The 15426-nt window shown below is 65.3% G+C and carries 13 protein-coding genes; 8 read left to right on the top strand and 5 right to left on the bottom strand.

Annotated elements, in window-relative coordinates:
* The first annotated feature begins 307 nt into the window (after positions 1-307).
* On the top strand, positions 308-1201 hold the full coding sequence (locus B7Z66_15105) for a hypothetical protein (protein OYV74822.1): 894 nt from the start codon (positions 308-310) through the stop codon (positions 1199-1201).
* A gap of 30 nt (positions 1202-1231) precedes the next feature.
* Here the strand turns inward: B7Z66_15105 and B7Z66_15110 are convergent, their stop codons facing one another.
* On the bottom strand, positions 1232-1687 hold the full coding sequence (locus B7Z66_15110) for a hypothetical protein (GenBank protein OYV74823.1): 456 nt from the start codon (positions 1685-1687) through the stop codon (positions 1232-1234).
* A gap of 262 nt (positions 1688-1949) precedes the next feature.
* Between B7Z66_15110 and B7Z66_15115 the strand changes: the two genes are divergently transcribed.
* The 3 genes from B7Z66_15115 to B7Z66_15125 all read left to right on the top strand — a co-directional run bounded on the left by B7Z66_15115 (position 1950) and on the right by B7Z66_15125 (position 3889).
* Positions 1950-2279, top strand: coding sequence for a hypothetical protein (locus B7Z66_15115; GenBank protein ID OYV74824.1), 330 nt, complete (start codon positions 1950-1952; stop codon positions 2277-2279).
* 76 nt (positions 2280-2355) lie between these two features.
* On the top strand, positions 2356-2901 hold the full coding sequence (locus B7Z66_15120) for a hypothetical protein (protein ID OYV74825.1): 546 nt from the start codon (positions 2356-2358) through the stop codon (positions 2899-2901).
* Between the two features lie 118 nt (positions 2902-3019).
* Positions 3020-3889: a hypothetical protein gene (locus B7Z66_15125; protein ID OYV74826.1), complete on the top strand. Its 870-nt coding sequence runs from the start codon at positions 3020-3022 to the stop codon at positions 3887-3889.
* Between the two features lie 3 nt (positions 3890-3892).
* Here B7Z66_15125 and B7Z66_15130 read toward each other — a convergent pair whose 3' ends face one another.
* Positions 3893-4978 (bottom strand): hypothetical protein, encoded by a 1086-nt coding sequence (locus tag B7Z66_15130; protein ID OYV74827.1) that lies wholly within the window; start codon positions 4976-4978, stop codon positions 3893-3895.
* Positions 4979-5073: 95 nt separating this feature from the next.
* On the opposite strand from B7Z66_15130, the gene B7Z66_15135 reads away from it, so the two are divergent.
* Positions 5074-5673 carry a hypothetical protein gene (locus B7Z66_15135; GenBank protein OYV74828.1) on the top strand — a complete coding sequence of 200 codons (600 nt, stop codon included), beginning with the start codon at positions 5074-5076 and terminating at the stop codon, positions 5671-5673.
* Positions 5674-5679: 6 nt separating this feature from the next.
* Here the strand turns inward: B7Z66_15135 and B7Z66_15140 are convergent, their stop codons facing one another.
* Both B7Z66_15140 and B7Z66_15145 read right to left on the bottom strand, forming a co-directional pair.
* Positions 5680-5895 carry a hypothetical protein gene (locus tag B7Z66_15140; GenBank protein OYV74829.1) on the bottom strand — a complete coding sequence of 72 codons (216 nt, stop codon included), beginning with the start codon at positions 5893-5895 and terminating at the stop codon, positions 5680-5682.
* A 163-nt stretch (positions 5896-6058) separates the two neighbouring features.
* Positions 6059-10840, bottom strand: coding sequence for a hypothetical protein (locus B7Z66_15145; protein OYV74830.1), 4782 nt, complete (start codon positions 10838-10840; stop codon positions 6059-6061).
* A 339-nt stretch (positions 10841-11179) separates the two neighbouring features.
* Between B7Z66_15145 and B7Z66_15150 the strand changes: the two genes are divergently transcribed.
* Positions 11180-11923 (top strand): hypothetical protein, encoded by a 744-nt coding sequence (locus B7Z66_15150; GenBank protein OYV74831.1) that lies wholly within the window; start codon positions 11180-11182, stop codon positions 11921-11923.
* A gap of 209 nt (positions 11924-12132) precedes the next feature.
* On the opposite strand, the gene B7Z66_15155 is transcribed toward B7Z66_15150, so the two are convergent.
* Entirely contained in the window at positions 12133-13302 is a 1170-nt protein-coding gene (locus B7Z66_15155) for a hypothetical protein (GenBank protein ID OYV74832.1), read from the bottom strand.
* 111 nt (positions 13303-13413) lie between these two features.
* Between B7Z66_15155 and B7Z66_15160 the strand changes: the two genes are divergently transcribed.
* Together B7Z66_15160 and B7Z66_15165 are read left to right on the top strand one after the other, a co-directional pair.
* Positions 13414-14487, top strand: coding sequence for a hypothetical protein (locus tag B7Z66_15160; GenBank protein ID OYV74834.1), 1074 nt, complete (start codon positions 13414-13416; stop codon positions 14485-14487).
* Between the two features lie 77 nt (positions 14488-14564).
* Positions 14565-14840 carry a hypothetical protein gene (locus B7Z66_15165; GenBank protein ID OYV74833.1) on the top strand — a complete coding sequence of 92 codons (276 nt, stop codon included), beginning with the start codon at positions 14565-14567 and terminating at the stop codon, positions 14838-14840.
* The last annotated feature ends 586 nt before the right edge of the window (positions 14841-15426 follow it).

Here is a 15426-nt window from a genome sequence, read left to right on the forward strand (position 1 = left end):
TCCTGCCGACGACGTTGTCGCTCAGCCAGATGATCCCGATGTTGTGGCTCCCGCAGTTGTCCCTGTCAACGAACTTCGTGATGATGTTGTCTTTGATGTCCCCTGGCATACTTGCAGGTTCTGCCCGCGGTCGCCCTCGTCCGCTTCTTCGCGGTCTTGATGTCCGCCGTCGACGATAGGGTGTCCCATTCTCAATTGCGTTTGGTGTAAAAGCAGTGAAATAACGTTGGCATAAAGCGGAAACGACGCATTAGTAGCCACGAATCAGTCCGTCTTTTCAGGTTGCACGCCGCCGCTGGGTCCGCGCATGGCGTCGAACGTCACCACGCCGTACTCCATCTCGACGATCACGGCGGTGGGAGACGTGGGTGTCCTGGTCGACCTCGCGGACCTGCTGCGAACCGTCCCGATCGGTCCAGACGGCTCCGGATCAGACATCCGCGTCGTCAGGGCGGAGCTCGACGGGCGCGCGCTCGGCGAAGAAGAGCCGCCCCCCAAGACGGGCCGGCGGCGCTCCAGGGTCAGGGACGCTGACGTGGACGGCAAGCTCCAGGGTGCGGCGGAAACCCCTAAGAAGCGCTTCGCCAACCAGGCGACGCTCGTGTTCGCCGTCGCGGAATCGTCGACGACGCGGGTCAACATGAAGGTCTTCCGGAACGGCCGGGTGCAGCTGACCGGCGCCAAGCGCGTCGAGCAGGGGCGAGAGGTCGTCGAGCGCCTCGTCGAGTTCCTGCGCGGGTGCTGCAGCAGCTGCTGCAGCTGCCGCGGCCAAGAGGCGCCCGACCCCCGCGTGGCCGAGTACCGCGTCTGCCTGATCAACAGCGATTTCGACGTCGGGTTCAGCGTCCGACGGGACGCGCTCCACCGCCTGGTCCGCGACAGGTTCCCGCGCGTGCCCTGCTGCTACGAGCCCTGCATCTACCCCGGGGTCCAGGTGCGATACCACTGGAACTGCTGCGCGCCCTCCGGCGGCGCTGCGGACGACGGAGGGTTCTGCCGGTGCGGCGACGTGCCGTGCGACGGCCGCGGGGAGGGCGACGGGCCCGGCCGGTGCCGCAAGGTGACCTGCTCGGTGTTCCAGAGCGGCAAGGCGATCGTCGTGGGGGCGCACACGATGCAGCAGCTGGACGACGCGTACCGCTTCCTCGTCGACCGCCTGCTGATGCCGCACCGCGAGCTCCTCCGCATCGGAGCCCCGTGACTGCAGGAAAAAAACATCCGTCAAGCCAAGCTATTCCTCTTCGAAGTCGCTTTCAGCGCTGGGGGTTGCCGGCGCGACGGGATGGTGGAGTCCGTCCCGATCGTACTCGGGTCCTCCCCCGACGTTGACGACGGTCAAGCGTGACGCCTTCGTGATGGACAAGTCGTCGAGTTGAGCCTGCAATTTCATGAACGGGGTGTTCCCGGTGACGACCAAGACCACGTTCGGCGAGTCCCCGTTGATCCTGTCAAAGTATCCGTTCACCGACCCCTTGTCGTACCAGTCTCCCATCTTGACCGACATCTGGTCTCCCCTCTGGCTGCGCGTCGTCTGGCTGCGCGTCGGATCTAAGGCCTCGAGCATCTTGAGGTCTCCCTCGTCCACGGCCACGACGAGAGGCGTGCTCGCGTTTGGCTGCGCGTCGCGCATCAGCGCGTTGTACTTGTGATGCAGCGGGTCGTACGAATCGACGTACATCGCGCCCATCTTGTGCGCCAGGATCCGGGCGGCGACCGTCTTTCCGGTGTCGAACGGCCCGTTGACGTAGAACGTTCGCGGTCCGCCGCCGGGGACGGCGAGGTGGCGTCCAAGCGAGGTAGTCGGAGCAGCCCAGGGCGAGCACGACCTCCCACACGCTGCCCTCGTTGATCTCGTCGCCCGTGACGGGCGTCGGGAGCACCAGCTCCTCCGGCCGGGCGAGCCACCAAGGCCAGAACACGATCATGTCGATCGCCATCTCCTCGCCCCAGTGGCGCTGACCGGGCGTGACGTCGATGACCGCGACCCAAAGGAAGCGGCGGTGCCAGCCGAAGGCGACGCCCGAGGGGTGCGCCCTGGCGCCGTCGATCACCGAGCCGGTGCAGACGCCGTTGCGCGTGACGAACGCGACCGCGCGGCGCGTCGCGACCTTGTCCACCGCGGTGAAGAACTTGAGCTGCTTCCAGGGGAACTTGGCGACCTCGATCGCGAACGACAGGATCTGTCCGGCGAGCGCGCCGAACAGCAGCGCCACGACGTGCGCGCGGAAGTCCATCTTGGGACCTTTTCGGGGCGCGTCAGGCGCCAATTTTTCGGGTAAAAATTGGAATCGATCATGCCGTATGCCTCGTGCGAGAGCTTCAAGCACATACAGGCAGGCAGGCAGACAGGCAGACATGCAGACAGGCAGGCATAGCACGAGCATTGAATTCTGCCTCGGTGACGTAGAAGGATGGGCCGCCGCTTCGCGGCAGCCGGCGACCAAACACGCGCTGGCGACCATGGCCGCGAGTATGGCGATGCTCGCAGGGACGCTCGACGGCACGCTCGCCGGGCTCTCGTCGGCCAGGAACGCCCTGCGCCGCGTCAAATTCGCGCTGGGCCATGACGCCGAGAGCATCCTCCAAGTGTGGGAGGAACAGCTGTGGAAAGCGATCGCCGAAGCGGTCACCTTGCTCAAAGAGTACGTGGCCATGATCATGGTCGCCGGATGCAAAAACACGGCGAAGCCAGAGTTCTGGGCGGTTCGCCACACCATCTCGTATCCAGAATCCGGCTCGTGCGAGATGGCGTCGGCCCTGCGCGATGCGGTGGGGCACATCCAGAAAGCGCTGTTGGAGGACGGCGTCGGCGTCGGAGAGGATCATGATCCTGTCACAAATGTTGCGCGTGGAATGCGCGTGCACCCGCACCCGCACCCGCACCCTCTACCGGTAATTTAGGAACTGACATTCCAAGAGCTATTTTTTAGTATTTTGTGAGGCCCGAAACAGCCGAGATGGTCGCCGCAGGGTGGGCCAAAATAGTCGAGGGCATGTTTATTAGTGGCTTATTAAGAGAATGACGGTCGACGACGTATTCGGCATCCGCGGGAGCGACGACGACTGCGAAGATGACGACGACAGCGAATTAGAGATGGCGAGATTCGTGCGCTCGGTCGTCGCTGCTGCTGCGTCGTCGGCGTCGAGGGCCGTCGTGGGGGGGGGCGAAGAGGAAGAGGGGGAAGAGACGAAGGTCCCGGACGCGAAGCAGATGGAGGCCAAGATCCGCGAGATGCTGCAGGAGTCCTCGCCGGGGCTGCTCGACAGCGGAGGCGCGATCGAGGCCTTGTCGCGCCCGTCGGAGATCCCGGGGAAGGTCGCGGACGCGCTGCGGACGTCCAAGATGCTCAACGGGGAGGACGACGACGACGACGGGGGCTTCGTGCGCCTGATGACCGCCGTGATACGCCCGATCATGTACGTCATCCTGTGGCTGCGCTCGAGCTTCGTCAAGCCGCTCCTGCTCATCGTGCCCGAGTGGATCATCCTGCTCTACCTCGTCTGGCGGAACGTCGCAGTCGCGACGATCGCGGTGCGGGCGAAGCGGGCCATGAGCGTCGGGAAGGTCTTCAACGACGACTGGGCGTTCGCCAACATGTACTCCGCGAGCGCGGTCGTGTTCGGGGTGCTCTCCGTCGTGCTGTTCGCGCTCCTCGCGGACAGGTCGGTGTCGACGTCGGTCATCGCGTCCGTCCTCTCGTGCGCCGGCGTGGGCGCGAGCTGCCTGCTCGACCGGCTGCTCCGCAGCGCGGACACGCCGGCGTTCGCGGCGGACGAGGGTACGATCGAGGCGACGGAGAGGAGGCTCATGTTCCTCCACGGAGGCGCTGGACTGGCGTTCGCAGCGGTCACGATGGCGATCCCGGCATGCTGTCCTTACAACGTGTGAATGTCATCTCAAACACAAGCATTTCACAGCTTTCACGCGTTCCAGGCACCGCACGAGCACGAACCCTATCGCCGACTCGGCGGCCGCTGGGCTGCCGAACACGTACAGAACGGCGTCTTGGACGACCGCGTCGACTCCGAACTTCCTCTTGATCTCGGCCAGCCGCGCTCCGCGCTTGCCGCACACGAAGGGCGCCAGGGCCGCGGGGACGATGCGCGTCGACCTCAGCACGCCGACGCAGGGGTTGCCGTGGCGTCTCCAGAGCTCGGCGACGTCCGGTTTGGCCGGATTCTGGCAGTCGAACAGGAACCGGACCATGGCCGCCCCGCACTCCACCGCGCGCATTCTTGCGAGCGCGTCCGTAGCGGCGGACACGTACACGCCCCTGCCCTTGCCTTCGGGTCCCGCGGCGCTCGCGGCGGCCAGCCGGCAGCCGGTCGCGAACTCGATGTGGCGCTTCGTGCCCAGGTCGACGGCGAAGCCACTGCCGTCGACGACCGCAGGCGGGCAGGGCACGACGATCGGCGTCGACATGCCGGCGAAAAAGGGCAGGTGCGCCACGACGACCGCCATGGAGTCCGCGAGGTCCTGCGCGAACATCTGGGGCGTGTACTGGTCGGCGGCGTAGCGGAGCGCCGCCCGCGGGAGGGCGACGTCCTTCCCGAACAGGCGACGTCGGGCGCTGAAGACTTCCTCGGGGCTGCGGCTCGGTCGGGCTCCCACGTGGGCGTGGCAAAGGAGCTGTATGCCCATGCGTCGGCGGTCCTCCTGCCAGAACGACGCGAAGCTCTGCTCGTACCGCAGCGCCCTCGGCGGGATCCACCTCCCTGCGTGCTCCAGCATCGCCAGTCGAGAGCACGTTCCCGTCGCGATCACGTCAGAGACGGTCCCGACCTGCACGCATCGGTCCACGCCGGGTTCCTGGAACGCGACCAGCATCCCCACGAGCAAGAGCGAGGAGGATGAGGATGAGGATGAGGATGAGGATGATGCTCCTGCTCCTGCTCCTGCGAGGACACCACGAGCGAGGACGCACTCGACGTCGAGGCGCCCCACGTAAAGCAGGTCTATCTCGTCCTCTACTCGCATTATCGAGTTTGTTTGAAAAAACAAACAACACCTGAAGTATGGTCCAGCCGTACGCCGAGGACGTACCGTTACCTCACTTTCCCGTACCCGTACCGATGTACGATGACGTGGAAGAGGACGATGTCGACGAGGTCGAAGGCGATGATGACGAAGAAGAGCTCGAGCTGCACCGCCTTCGCGCAGGGCGCATCGAGCTAGAGAACGAGGTCCGCACCCTACGGGCGCAGCTCGACGCGCAGAGGCGCCTGAACGACACGCTCCAGGCGTCCCTCCTGATGCTGGACGGAGACGACGATGATTCTATGTCGATGTCGCTGCTGGCGAACTCGCGCGAGAGCCCGTTGCTGACCGCGTGTCGCGCGGGCGACGTCGCGATGGTCGACGCGCTGCTGCTCCTCGACAGAGGCGACGAGACCGAGGTAGCGACAGCCCTGCAGGTCGCGTGCCAGCACGGACGGCTGGAGGTCGCCCGGCTGCTCCTGGAGAGGTTCGGCGCCGCGGTAGCGCGCGCGGACCACGACTCGGCGCTCCTGTGGGCGTGCCGGTTCGGCGACGAGCCGCTCGTGCGCCTCCTGCTCGAGCACGGGGCGGACGCCGGCGCGCTCGCGGGCTGCCCGCTCCGCCTCGCAGTCCGCGGGGGCTTCGTCGGCGTCGCTCGCATCCTCAATGCACATCTCGCGCTGCCGACGCGCTGAACGCGTTTACTTGCTGCAAGGGACCACGTTTGGCGTGTACTTGTAACAAGACTTGTCGATCCTGTACACGTAATCGTCGACTTCCTTGCGGTCGGGGGGCTTCACGACGATGCAACCGTCCCCGGTGCACGCGCGCCTGAACATGGCCGCGAGGCCGAGCCCCAGGATCACCGAGATGACGATCGAACCGAACTTGTCGTGCATCATCTTTTTCACGAACATCCTGTTGTTATGTTACACCATGCGGCACAAAAAAGACTGCACGGGGGATATTCTGGGATGTCTGCCATGTCATTCATGTCTTCCTTCTACGCCCACTCGTTGTCGTCGTCCTCCGACCCCCCAGATGAATCAGACGAGCCGTCGTCGTTCTCCAGGTCTGGGTTCAGGATGAAAGACGTGAGATCCGCCTCCGTCGGGGCCCAGTCGGGGGATGTGGGGTCGTACTCGGACATGTCGTCCATCGATGCGGTGGCGAAGGGGGTCGTGGGTGAGTAGGCTTGATACGCGGGCGAATAGGGGTGCGTGGGCGAGTATGGGGCCGGAGACGTCGGGGAGTAGGGGGCCGTCCACGGTTGATCAATGGCATGATGGGAGGTCCGTACGTCCCGGCGGCGCGTCCGAACGGCGGGTGCCGAGGTTGTTGTTGGTGATAACCTTCGATGGCGCGGTCCGCGACGGATATGGCATCTAAGAGGGACGGATGTTGTTGTTGTTGTTGTTGCTGCTGCTGCTGTTGAGGATGCATCCGGTTCCAAAGGATCTCGTGGAGCAGGCCGGTCCCGGCGCAGACGCGCTTGCCGGTCGCGACGCGGCTCGCGATGCTCTGGAGAGCGTCGCGCTCGCGGAGCACCGCGGCGCGGTCGAACACGTCGACGGGCGCCTGGAAGGCTGCGCGCGCGAGGAAGTTGCTGTTGCTGTTGTCCCTGGATTTCACGGATCCGACGGTTTTCATGACGCCGTGCCGCGTGATCGCCGTGGGCGTCCCGGCTGAGGTCATGGCGTCCGCGACGAGCATCAGGTGCCTGAGCGCGATCGAGCCCTTGTAGAGCTTGTTCAGTTCGTCGACGATGGACTGCCGGGAGGCCTCGACGCCGAGCGCAGAGAAGACAGCGAGCGAATCGGTCGACACCGCGGTCCTCCAGTCGCGCTCGCCGAGCGCCCCGAGGATCGCGAGGAAGGTAGAGGCCGACCTCGCAGGGTCCACGTCGAGCTCGACGACCGCCTGGTCCTCGACGGTGCGGAGAGAGACCGCGCCTGTCATGCCTGTATGCGCCACGACCCTCGGCTCCAGGAAGGTCCTCGCAGAGCGGACGCCGGGCACGCCCGAGAGGCACGTGTCCTTGACGTGCGACCACACGAGGCCCTCGAGCTCGTGCGCGGGGAGGTCTCGGGCGACCGCGACGGACGGCCGGAGCAGGATGACGCGTCCGACGGCGGCGGCGGCGGCTGCGTCGTCCTCGGCGGCGGGGAGCTCCAGAGACAGGTGAGGGCCGTGCGCCGCCCGGAGGAGATCGCCGAGGTCCTGATGCTGCTGGGTGCTGCTGGGTGCGCGGAGGGGTACACAGAGCGCGCGAGAAAACGCCTCCTCGATGCCTGCGCCTCTGCGCTGCCTCTGTGTCTTTCGGGGCCTGCCGGCTCCTCCTGGAAACTCCCGGCGAGTGCGCGTCAGGCGCAGCCTGTCGGCCGCGAGTCGGAGACCCAGCCGCGCGTTTTGCTCTTGCTCTTGCTCTTGCTCGTCGGCGGCGGTCGAAGGACGGGTGGGCTCGGTGGCGTTGGGAAGCAAGAAGATCGGCCTCCTGGCGTTCGCCACGAGCTTCTCGAGGGTGACCTCGGGCAGCGCGCAAGGATCCGCGTCGGAGTAAAAGAGAACCGAGACGCGCGAAGGGATCGCCGTCAGCGTCTGTATCTCCTTGACCCGCGTGATCGCCAGCGAGACGGCGCTTGTCCCGACCTGGCCCGCGCTTGCAAAGGTGTCCATGGTGAGCTGCATCGTCCTCTCGCCCTGGAACTGCGCGCCCGCGGCTCCCACGGCCTCCCCGGCGTGCACCCTCGAGCGCTCTGCTTCGCTCATGATGGCGGCCAGCGACGCCCCTCCGACGCCGGAAGCAGAGATCGCTTCCGCGGCGAGGGCCGCGACGATCGCCGAGTCCGGCAGTCGATGGTCCCTGAGGTGCGTGGTAGGTGCAGGTGCAGGTGCAGATGCAGCAGCAGATGCAGCAGCGACGAGCTCGTCCGCGACGTCCCAGGCGTCCGCCTGCGTCGCCTCCGTGGAATCGCCAGCACCAACGTCGTCGAACGGGACGTCGATGTAGTGCGGGAGCCTGCCAAGGCCGGGGCGGCCTCCGCACGCTCTGGCGACGCCCTCTGCGGCGGACAGCAGCGCGAGCGGGAGGTCGACTGTTGCCTCCCCCGAGATGTAGCGGCGCAGCACGCGGGCGCCGTCCAGGCCGTCGTCGCCGTATAAGAAGGAAACGACGTGTCCCCCGACCGTGCGCACGGTGCCGTCGTGCTGCACGACGCAGTCCTCGGTGCACTTTCCCAGCTGCCGCGTCCTGTCTCCGACCGTTGGCGCGGTGACGCTCGTGTCGATCATGCCCTCGCGCCCCCCCACGAAGTGCAGGAGGTGCTCCCACGCGTGCAGCCCCGAGCGGAAGGAAGAGGCGACATAGCCGCGTGCGCGGTCGTCCTCGTCCACGTCGACGCCCTGCCTCCCGATCCTTCTGTGGGCGCGGTCGTAAGACAGCACCCGCCCCCTCCCGGCGTCCTCCAGGCGTCGCCCGAACAGCGTCTGCTGCCCCACGACGCCGGCGAGCTGCGCAACGTTGTCGAGCTTGCCCTTGCTCCCGCACTCGACCATGTCAAGCATCCTGTTGGGCGACGGCGCGGCCGCGGCCCTCGCCTCGAAGCGACGCCGGGCTGCCGCGCGTTTCGCGTCGAGACGGCACATGGCCGTGGATTCTTCTTGTTCTGCTTCGAATCCGTCGTCATCTTCGTCTTCGTCTTCGGATCCTGCACCTGATCCGTCCTGCGGCCCGTGCGAGAGGTCCGACAGGCCGAAGCTGACGGCTCGGTCGGCCGAGAGGAAGGCTGCGGCGACTCGCTGGAGGGCGTCGACGAGCGCGGCGGCGGTCGCTGGGCCGTGCCGCCTCCATGCCACGTGGACCAGGCCGCCCTCGGCGGAGCTGCCGACGTTCGACTTGTTCAGCCTGCCGGCCACGACGTCCCCTCGTACCACGACGACCGACGACCTGAGCGAGAGCGAGGGCGCCGCCTGGCGGACGGCCAGGGACGCGACCTGGTGTCCGGTCCACAGCTCGCGCGGCTTGAGGATGGCCGGGGTCGGGATCAGGTCGAAGGGGACGCCTGCTTCCGCCGCGATCCTGCCGATCTCCTCGCGGTCGACGAAGGCCTGTCCGGACGTCATCAGGTGCGCCGCGAGCAGCGAGTCCTGCACGAGCCCGACGACCGGGCGGCTGGCCTGGGCCGAGACGATGTTCCGGTCGATCGACATGAGCTCGCGCGCCTCGGCCCGCGCGAGGGGGCCCTGCGGCACGTGCAGGTTGACCTCGTCTCCGTCGAAGTCCGCGTTGAAGGGAGAGGTCGCCGCGAGGTTCATGCGCACGGTCAGGCCGGGCATGACGCGGACGCGGAAGCGCATGATGCCCATGCGGTGCAGCGTCGGCTGGCGGTTCACGACGATGTCGTCGCCGTCCCGGAGACGGCGGTAGAGGACGGACGTCCCCGCGATCAGCCTGGGCGCCACGTTGGCCGCGAAGGCGGACGCCTTCGCGGCGTCGACCGAGCGGCCGGGGCACGGGATCCTGAAAGGAGCCACGGAAGCGGAGGGCGCGCCGGCGGAAGGCGGGCAGATGACCACGAAGGCCACGCAGCGGTCCGCGATGAGGCGAGCGGCGCGGTCGACGTCCCGGACCGACTCTTCGACCCAGAGCGCGTCCGCGATCCCCACGGGGACGCCGATCTCGTCTAAAGAGAGCGCGGGGTCGCCGGTGAGCACCGTGCGGGCAGACTGGGACACGCGCTTGCCCATGAGCGAGCCGCGGATGCGGCCGAGCTTGGGGCACGTCTTCCCTCGGACCCGGGTCCTGACAGCGGTCACGTAGACGTCGAGCGAGCGCTGCAGGGAGAAGGCGTCGATGTCGGCCGGCGGAAGGGGCTTGACGCGGATGCGGTCGCACACGGCGACGAGGTCGGTGAGCGCCACGCGGACGTCCTGCGCCCGGAGGGCGGCGCCTCTGCCTCCGCCTTCGACTTCGCAGCCGTCGTCCTGCTCCGGCCGCACGGACGGGGGGACGACGGGGACGTGGCGCACGAAGAGGAGGGAACGCGCGATCTCCAGCGCCTCTGCATCCACGGCGAAATCTGCAGTGGCATCCGCAGTGGCATCCGCAGTAGCAGTAGCATCCGCAGTAGCAGTAGCAGTAGCAGTGGCAACATCGGCATCGGCATCATCATCATCATCGTCGTCGTCATCGGCAGCGCTCCCGAAGAGCAGCGGGGCGAGAGACTTTGCGCGGGCTGCCATGTCGACCACGTCGAGCGCCTGGTGCGCGAAGAAGGGGATCCACGTCCTGCCCGTCGACTTCGAGCGAGCCTCGATGGCGCAGGCGGAGGCGCGAGCTGCCTGGCCTCGGGCCGACGGCGCAGAGGCAGAAGCATACGCAGAGACATAAGCAGAACTCGCGATCCTCAGGGTCGCGTGGTCCACGTCGTCGGACTCTGCGTTCGCCTTGGCCTTCGCGTTGACGGCTCGGGCGGCGAGGATGTCCAGGCGCACGTGCCAAGGGCGGTCTCTCGGGACGCCGCCCAGCTCCGCGCATATGCCGCCGGTGCTGTGGTCCAAGATCTGGAGCAGGTGCAGCAGGGCACTCGTCGCGAGGCTGGACCTGTCGCGGTAGCACGCGAAGGGGATCGGCAGGCGGCCGAAGTGGCCGAGGCACTCTCGGTGGGATCCGCCGCACGTCTTGCACATGCACATCGCGTGATCCGTGTTCTTGAAGGCGTCGTCGTGGACGGCCCCGAACACGGCGTCGTTGATGCCGGACGGGCGGGTGGCGTTCTGGCCGATCGCCCGCATGAGGTCGACTCGCGTGACGCTGGGGCCTACGGTCACTCGGTGGTCGTCGCGCCTGCCCGGGCCAGGCACGGGGCGTTCCTGCGTGTCCCGCGTGTTAATAAAGGGGCCTACAGCCCACAAGGAAAAAACGAAAACGGGTGCGCACCAGGACGCTATCGCGCAAGAACTCCAGCGTGATGGCCTTGAGGGTAGACTTCATGTTCGATCGACGAGATTCAGTATGCCTGCTTTATTGCTGTTTGTATGTTTGTATGTTTGTATGTTTGTATGCTTGTATGCTTTATGCCCGTACTTTCGTAACCGACCTCCGCCGTACCGTCGTCGAAGTTCGTTGATTCCCTTCCCCGGAGACCAAAATGATGAATATTTGGTGGTCAATTACACCCCGTATCAGCAATCGCTGTAGAAATGGCCAACGCGTTCTCCCGCCCATCTGAGTCCGCGACCAGGCTCTGCGCTCTCGACGTCCTCATGCGCTCGGTCAGCTGGTTTACCAAGACGACGGACACGATCTCGAAGCTCCGCATTCGGAGGGCCGACCTTGACGCGCTGCTCGACGGCGCCGAGGGTGTGCATTTCGCGGTGGACTGCACGCTGTTCGTGGCGGCCGCCGCGTACATGCTGACCGACATTGACTTCCCGGAGGAGGTGGGGGGGGGCGTCGGCATCCAGTACACGGATAGCATGCTGTACATCGCCCCGCTCGGCGATCCCCTCGCGCTGCAGAAGACCGACCTCGACTACAAGGGGCATTGGGTCATCGCGGTCGGGGAGTCCGACGCCTACGTGGGCATGACGTACGACGGGCCCGTCTTGCAAAGCCTCGCCCGCTGGACGGAGTTCGTCGCGAACGCCTACGCGACCGAGGTGGGCGCGTCCGGACGCCCGGTGACCAAGTGCACCTGGGCGCCGCACATCTACTACAACGGGACCCTCGACGTCACATGTTTGACGTACACCCCGCCCGGGGCCCCATATCCCAAGGACGCCACCGGAGTGCCGGACGGCACCTGGTGGGCGTTTATCAATGATACACGGGTCATCGAGACCCTCACGGTCTTCAATGGCAAGGTTGTGTTGCATCGAAACCCAACCACATCACCACTCGACCTCTTCAACAGGCACCTTAATCTATTAATGCCTTCGGGTTGACGTCCACCTACGAAGTCCCATTGCAGTGGAGCCCTGACGCGGTGCAGAGTTTCTGATGGCATGCTGCACAAGTGCCGCGCATCCATGGGAGAGCACGGTCTTTCCTGGGTGGAGAGAGGTCCGTCTACTGCTCTGTGGGCTGGAAAGAAAAGCACAAGCATGGGCGCATTGCCACCAACCTTTCTCGCATTGCGCTGCTGCTGCCGCTGCTACTGCAGCTGCTTCCCCGTGGCCGCCAGCCAGCGCAGCGCGTCCTGGGCGTCCTCGAACGAGTCGCTCACGAGCCCCCCTACCAGAGCGAGAAGTCGCGCAGTGTCGTTGTCGCCTGGTCTCGGAGGAGGGACAGGGTTCATCAGGCGGTGCAGGGTGATCGCGAGGGAGTGCAGGTCGATGTGAGGTAGAAGCGCGGCCGCGGCAGAGGAGGACGAGAGCGCTCGGTGCCGCATGACGGTGAACCTCTCGAGCCACTCGGCGTCATCCAGCACCGGGACGCGCACGCCGTGTCGCGCGCAGGCCCTCTGGTACGCGTCCGACGAAGCCGCGAGGCAGCACCGCACGTACGCGGGCTCCATGCGACCCAGCAGGATCGGCGAGATGTACCCCGGCGTGCCCACCGGCACCGGGCCGTCGCGCATCGCGTCCAGCACGTCGTCCACGTGCGCGGTCAGGTCGTAGTCCACCAGCACGAACGACTTCATAGACGTCGTCGACATGACGTTCTGCGGCTTGACGTCAAGGTGGAGCACGCGGTTCTCGTGCATCACGGCGAGCGCTCCGAGGACGCACCTAGAGAGGTCGAGCAGGCTCGACGCGGCGTCTTTGAAATGGCCGTCTCTGTCGATCGACGCTCCCACGCGCATCGGGAGGAGCACGTGGCCGTCCACGTAAACCGATGCTATCTTCGGGTGCAAGCAGCACAGCGTCATCCTGTGCGCCCCCCTGAAGCACGACCTCAGGTGCGCGTGAATCGCCGCCTCCGCCTGCGCCGACACCTCGTCTCTGACGTCCTTGATCGCGACCTCGTCGTCGAGGCCCGCTCGCACGAGCGCGGCGGCGTCCGACGCGTCGATGCACGCATTGCTCGAGGACGCCGCGGAGACCCTCTCGACGACCACGCACGCGTCCGGCGCGAACCTCGAGGGGATCTGCGTCGCCGGGTACACGAGCGTGCCGTCCTTTCCCCTCCCTAGCAGTCCGACGGCGGCGAGTTGCTGATGCTGCGACGACGACGCGGACGGGATCAGGTCGTGATTGCGAGCAATGGATGATGATGACGCCATGCGGAGCACGAGGAGGCGCACGCGGGTCGCCAGGTCACGATGCAGCCTCGCCGCCAGCGCGAGGCCCGACTGGATGGGGCGGCGGCGCTCCTTTTTCATCTGCTATCATTGAGCACCACACTTTTTCGGTATAAAGCCATCGCCCACCGGATACCTTATCGATCGATCGATCTTTAGTTCTGTCCCCTTTGATAGACGATGTCCTTGTCTATGTCCACGGACGCATCCGAACGCGACGAGCCCATCCAGCGGTCCCAGCAGCGCCTGACCGTGTACCCGATCCACCACCCCGACGTCTGGCACCACTACAAGAAGCAGCTCGCGTCGTTCTGGACCGCCGAGGAGATCGACTTCTCCAAGGACCGCGACCAATGGAACACCAAGCTGACCGAAGACGAGCGCCGCTTCGTGCGCGGCATCCTCGCGTTCTTCGCGGCGAGCGACTCGGTGGTCTCGCTCAACATCATGAACAGCTTCTGCAAGGACGTCTCGATGCTCGAGGCGCAGATCGCATACACGTTCCAGGCGATGATGGAGAACGTGCACGCCGAGGTTTACTCGATCATGATCGACGTCTACGTGACGGACCCAGACGAGCGCGACGATATGTTCTCCAACCTCGGATCGCTTCCCTGCGTCCGCCGGAAGGTCGAGTGGGCGCAGCGCTGGTCCCTATGCCAAGGGCAAGAGCAAGGGCAAGAGCAAGGGCAAGCGACGTTCGCGAGGCGCCTTCTGGCCTACGCCATCGTCGAGGGCGTCTTCTTCTCGGGCGCGTTCTGCGCGATCTACTGGCTCAAGCAGCGCAACCTCCTTCCCGGCCTGACCAAGTCGAACGAGTTCATCGCCCGGGACGAGGGGCAGCACACCGAGTTCGCGTGCCTCCTCTACGGCAAGCTCGTCTCGACCCGCCTTGCCGAGCCTGAGGCCCACGCGATCTTCCGCGAGGCCGTCGAGATCGAGGCCGACTTCATCACGGAGTCGATCCCTTGCCGCCTCGTGGGGATGAACGCGGCGCTCATGACTCAGTACATCCAGTACGTCGCGGACGGCCTGCTCTGCAAGCTCGGATACCGCACGATCTACGGCTCGGAGAACCCTTTCGCTTTCATGGACCTCATCGGCATGACCGGGCGCTCCAACTTCTTCGAGGAGCGCGTCTCGATGTACCAGCGGGCCGACGTGCTGAACGAGGACTCGCGCGGCGGCGGCGGCCCGACCATCAACGGGGCTCAGGACGGGGCCGCCGCCGGCGGAGGACTTTTGCTTTTCACCGAGGACTTTTAGAGAAAAAAACCGAGTGATTCCCTCAGCACGAGCGTTCATCCCACCGCGTTTCGTTTTTGCACAATAATAATAACCATATGGAGGCGGCCATCGCCCTGGAGAAAACAAAGGAGGCGCTTCAGGCCAGCAACGACAAGCTGCAGCAGCTGCACTATGAGGGCGTGTGTTCGCTGATCAACACGAGGATAGCCGAAATCATGACTCTCCAACAGCGCGTCGACACCTTTACCAATGGGCTCGATGCCCGGAACGAAGACCTCAAGGCCTTTCTTGCTCGGGCTCATGAGGTGGGCTCCTACTCGCAACTCGTCGCTGATGTGGACCGGTTTCATGCCACCCACTTTCAGCGCTGAAAAGTCAGAAGGAGAAGTCGCGCGAGATACAGCACACGCAACTAGGAATGGGACACCCTACCGCTAACCACTTGACTGTGTCCACACGCCTAGCTACACTGTATGGTCTTTTTCGACCCTCGCCCGCTGCTTAAGAAAGCGCACGCCCTTCCTGTCCCTTCTTCCTCGCAAGCCGGCAAACTGCCCGAGGAACGAGCATTATCATCCCCCCCACGAACACCCCCCCCACGGGCGACGATGCACCCGATGCACCCGCATCCGCCATGTCGACTGCGAATTGGAATCGGGCGCTCGTGAGGACCCCCCTCGCAAAGTGCCTGAAATCGTCGATCCACAAGCAGAAAACGACGCCGTCGAGTTCGACGTAGTAGCTGTCGTATTTCCGTTTGATGCCAGCCGATACGGCGTCGCGCGCACGCTCGAATCGCCACCGTCGGAGCCGTGCATCGCGTTCTCTCCACAGAGATGCGTGTCTTCTGTATTTACACCGGGCATGGGCGAGCAAAATAATAAGCCATGCTATCTATAATGAGAATATGAGTGACCGATGGACGGTCACCGAGGTGTCAAAGCCATCAGATCACTC

The organism is Chromatiales bacterium 21-64-14, assembly GCA_002255365.1.
Classification (GTDB): Bacteria; Pseudomonadota; Gammaproteobacteria; order 21-64-14; family 21-64-14; genus 21-64-14.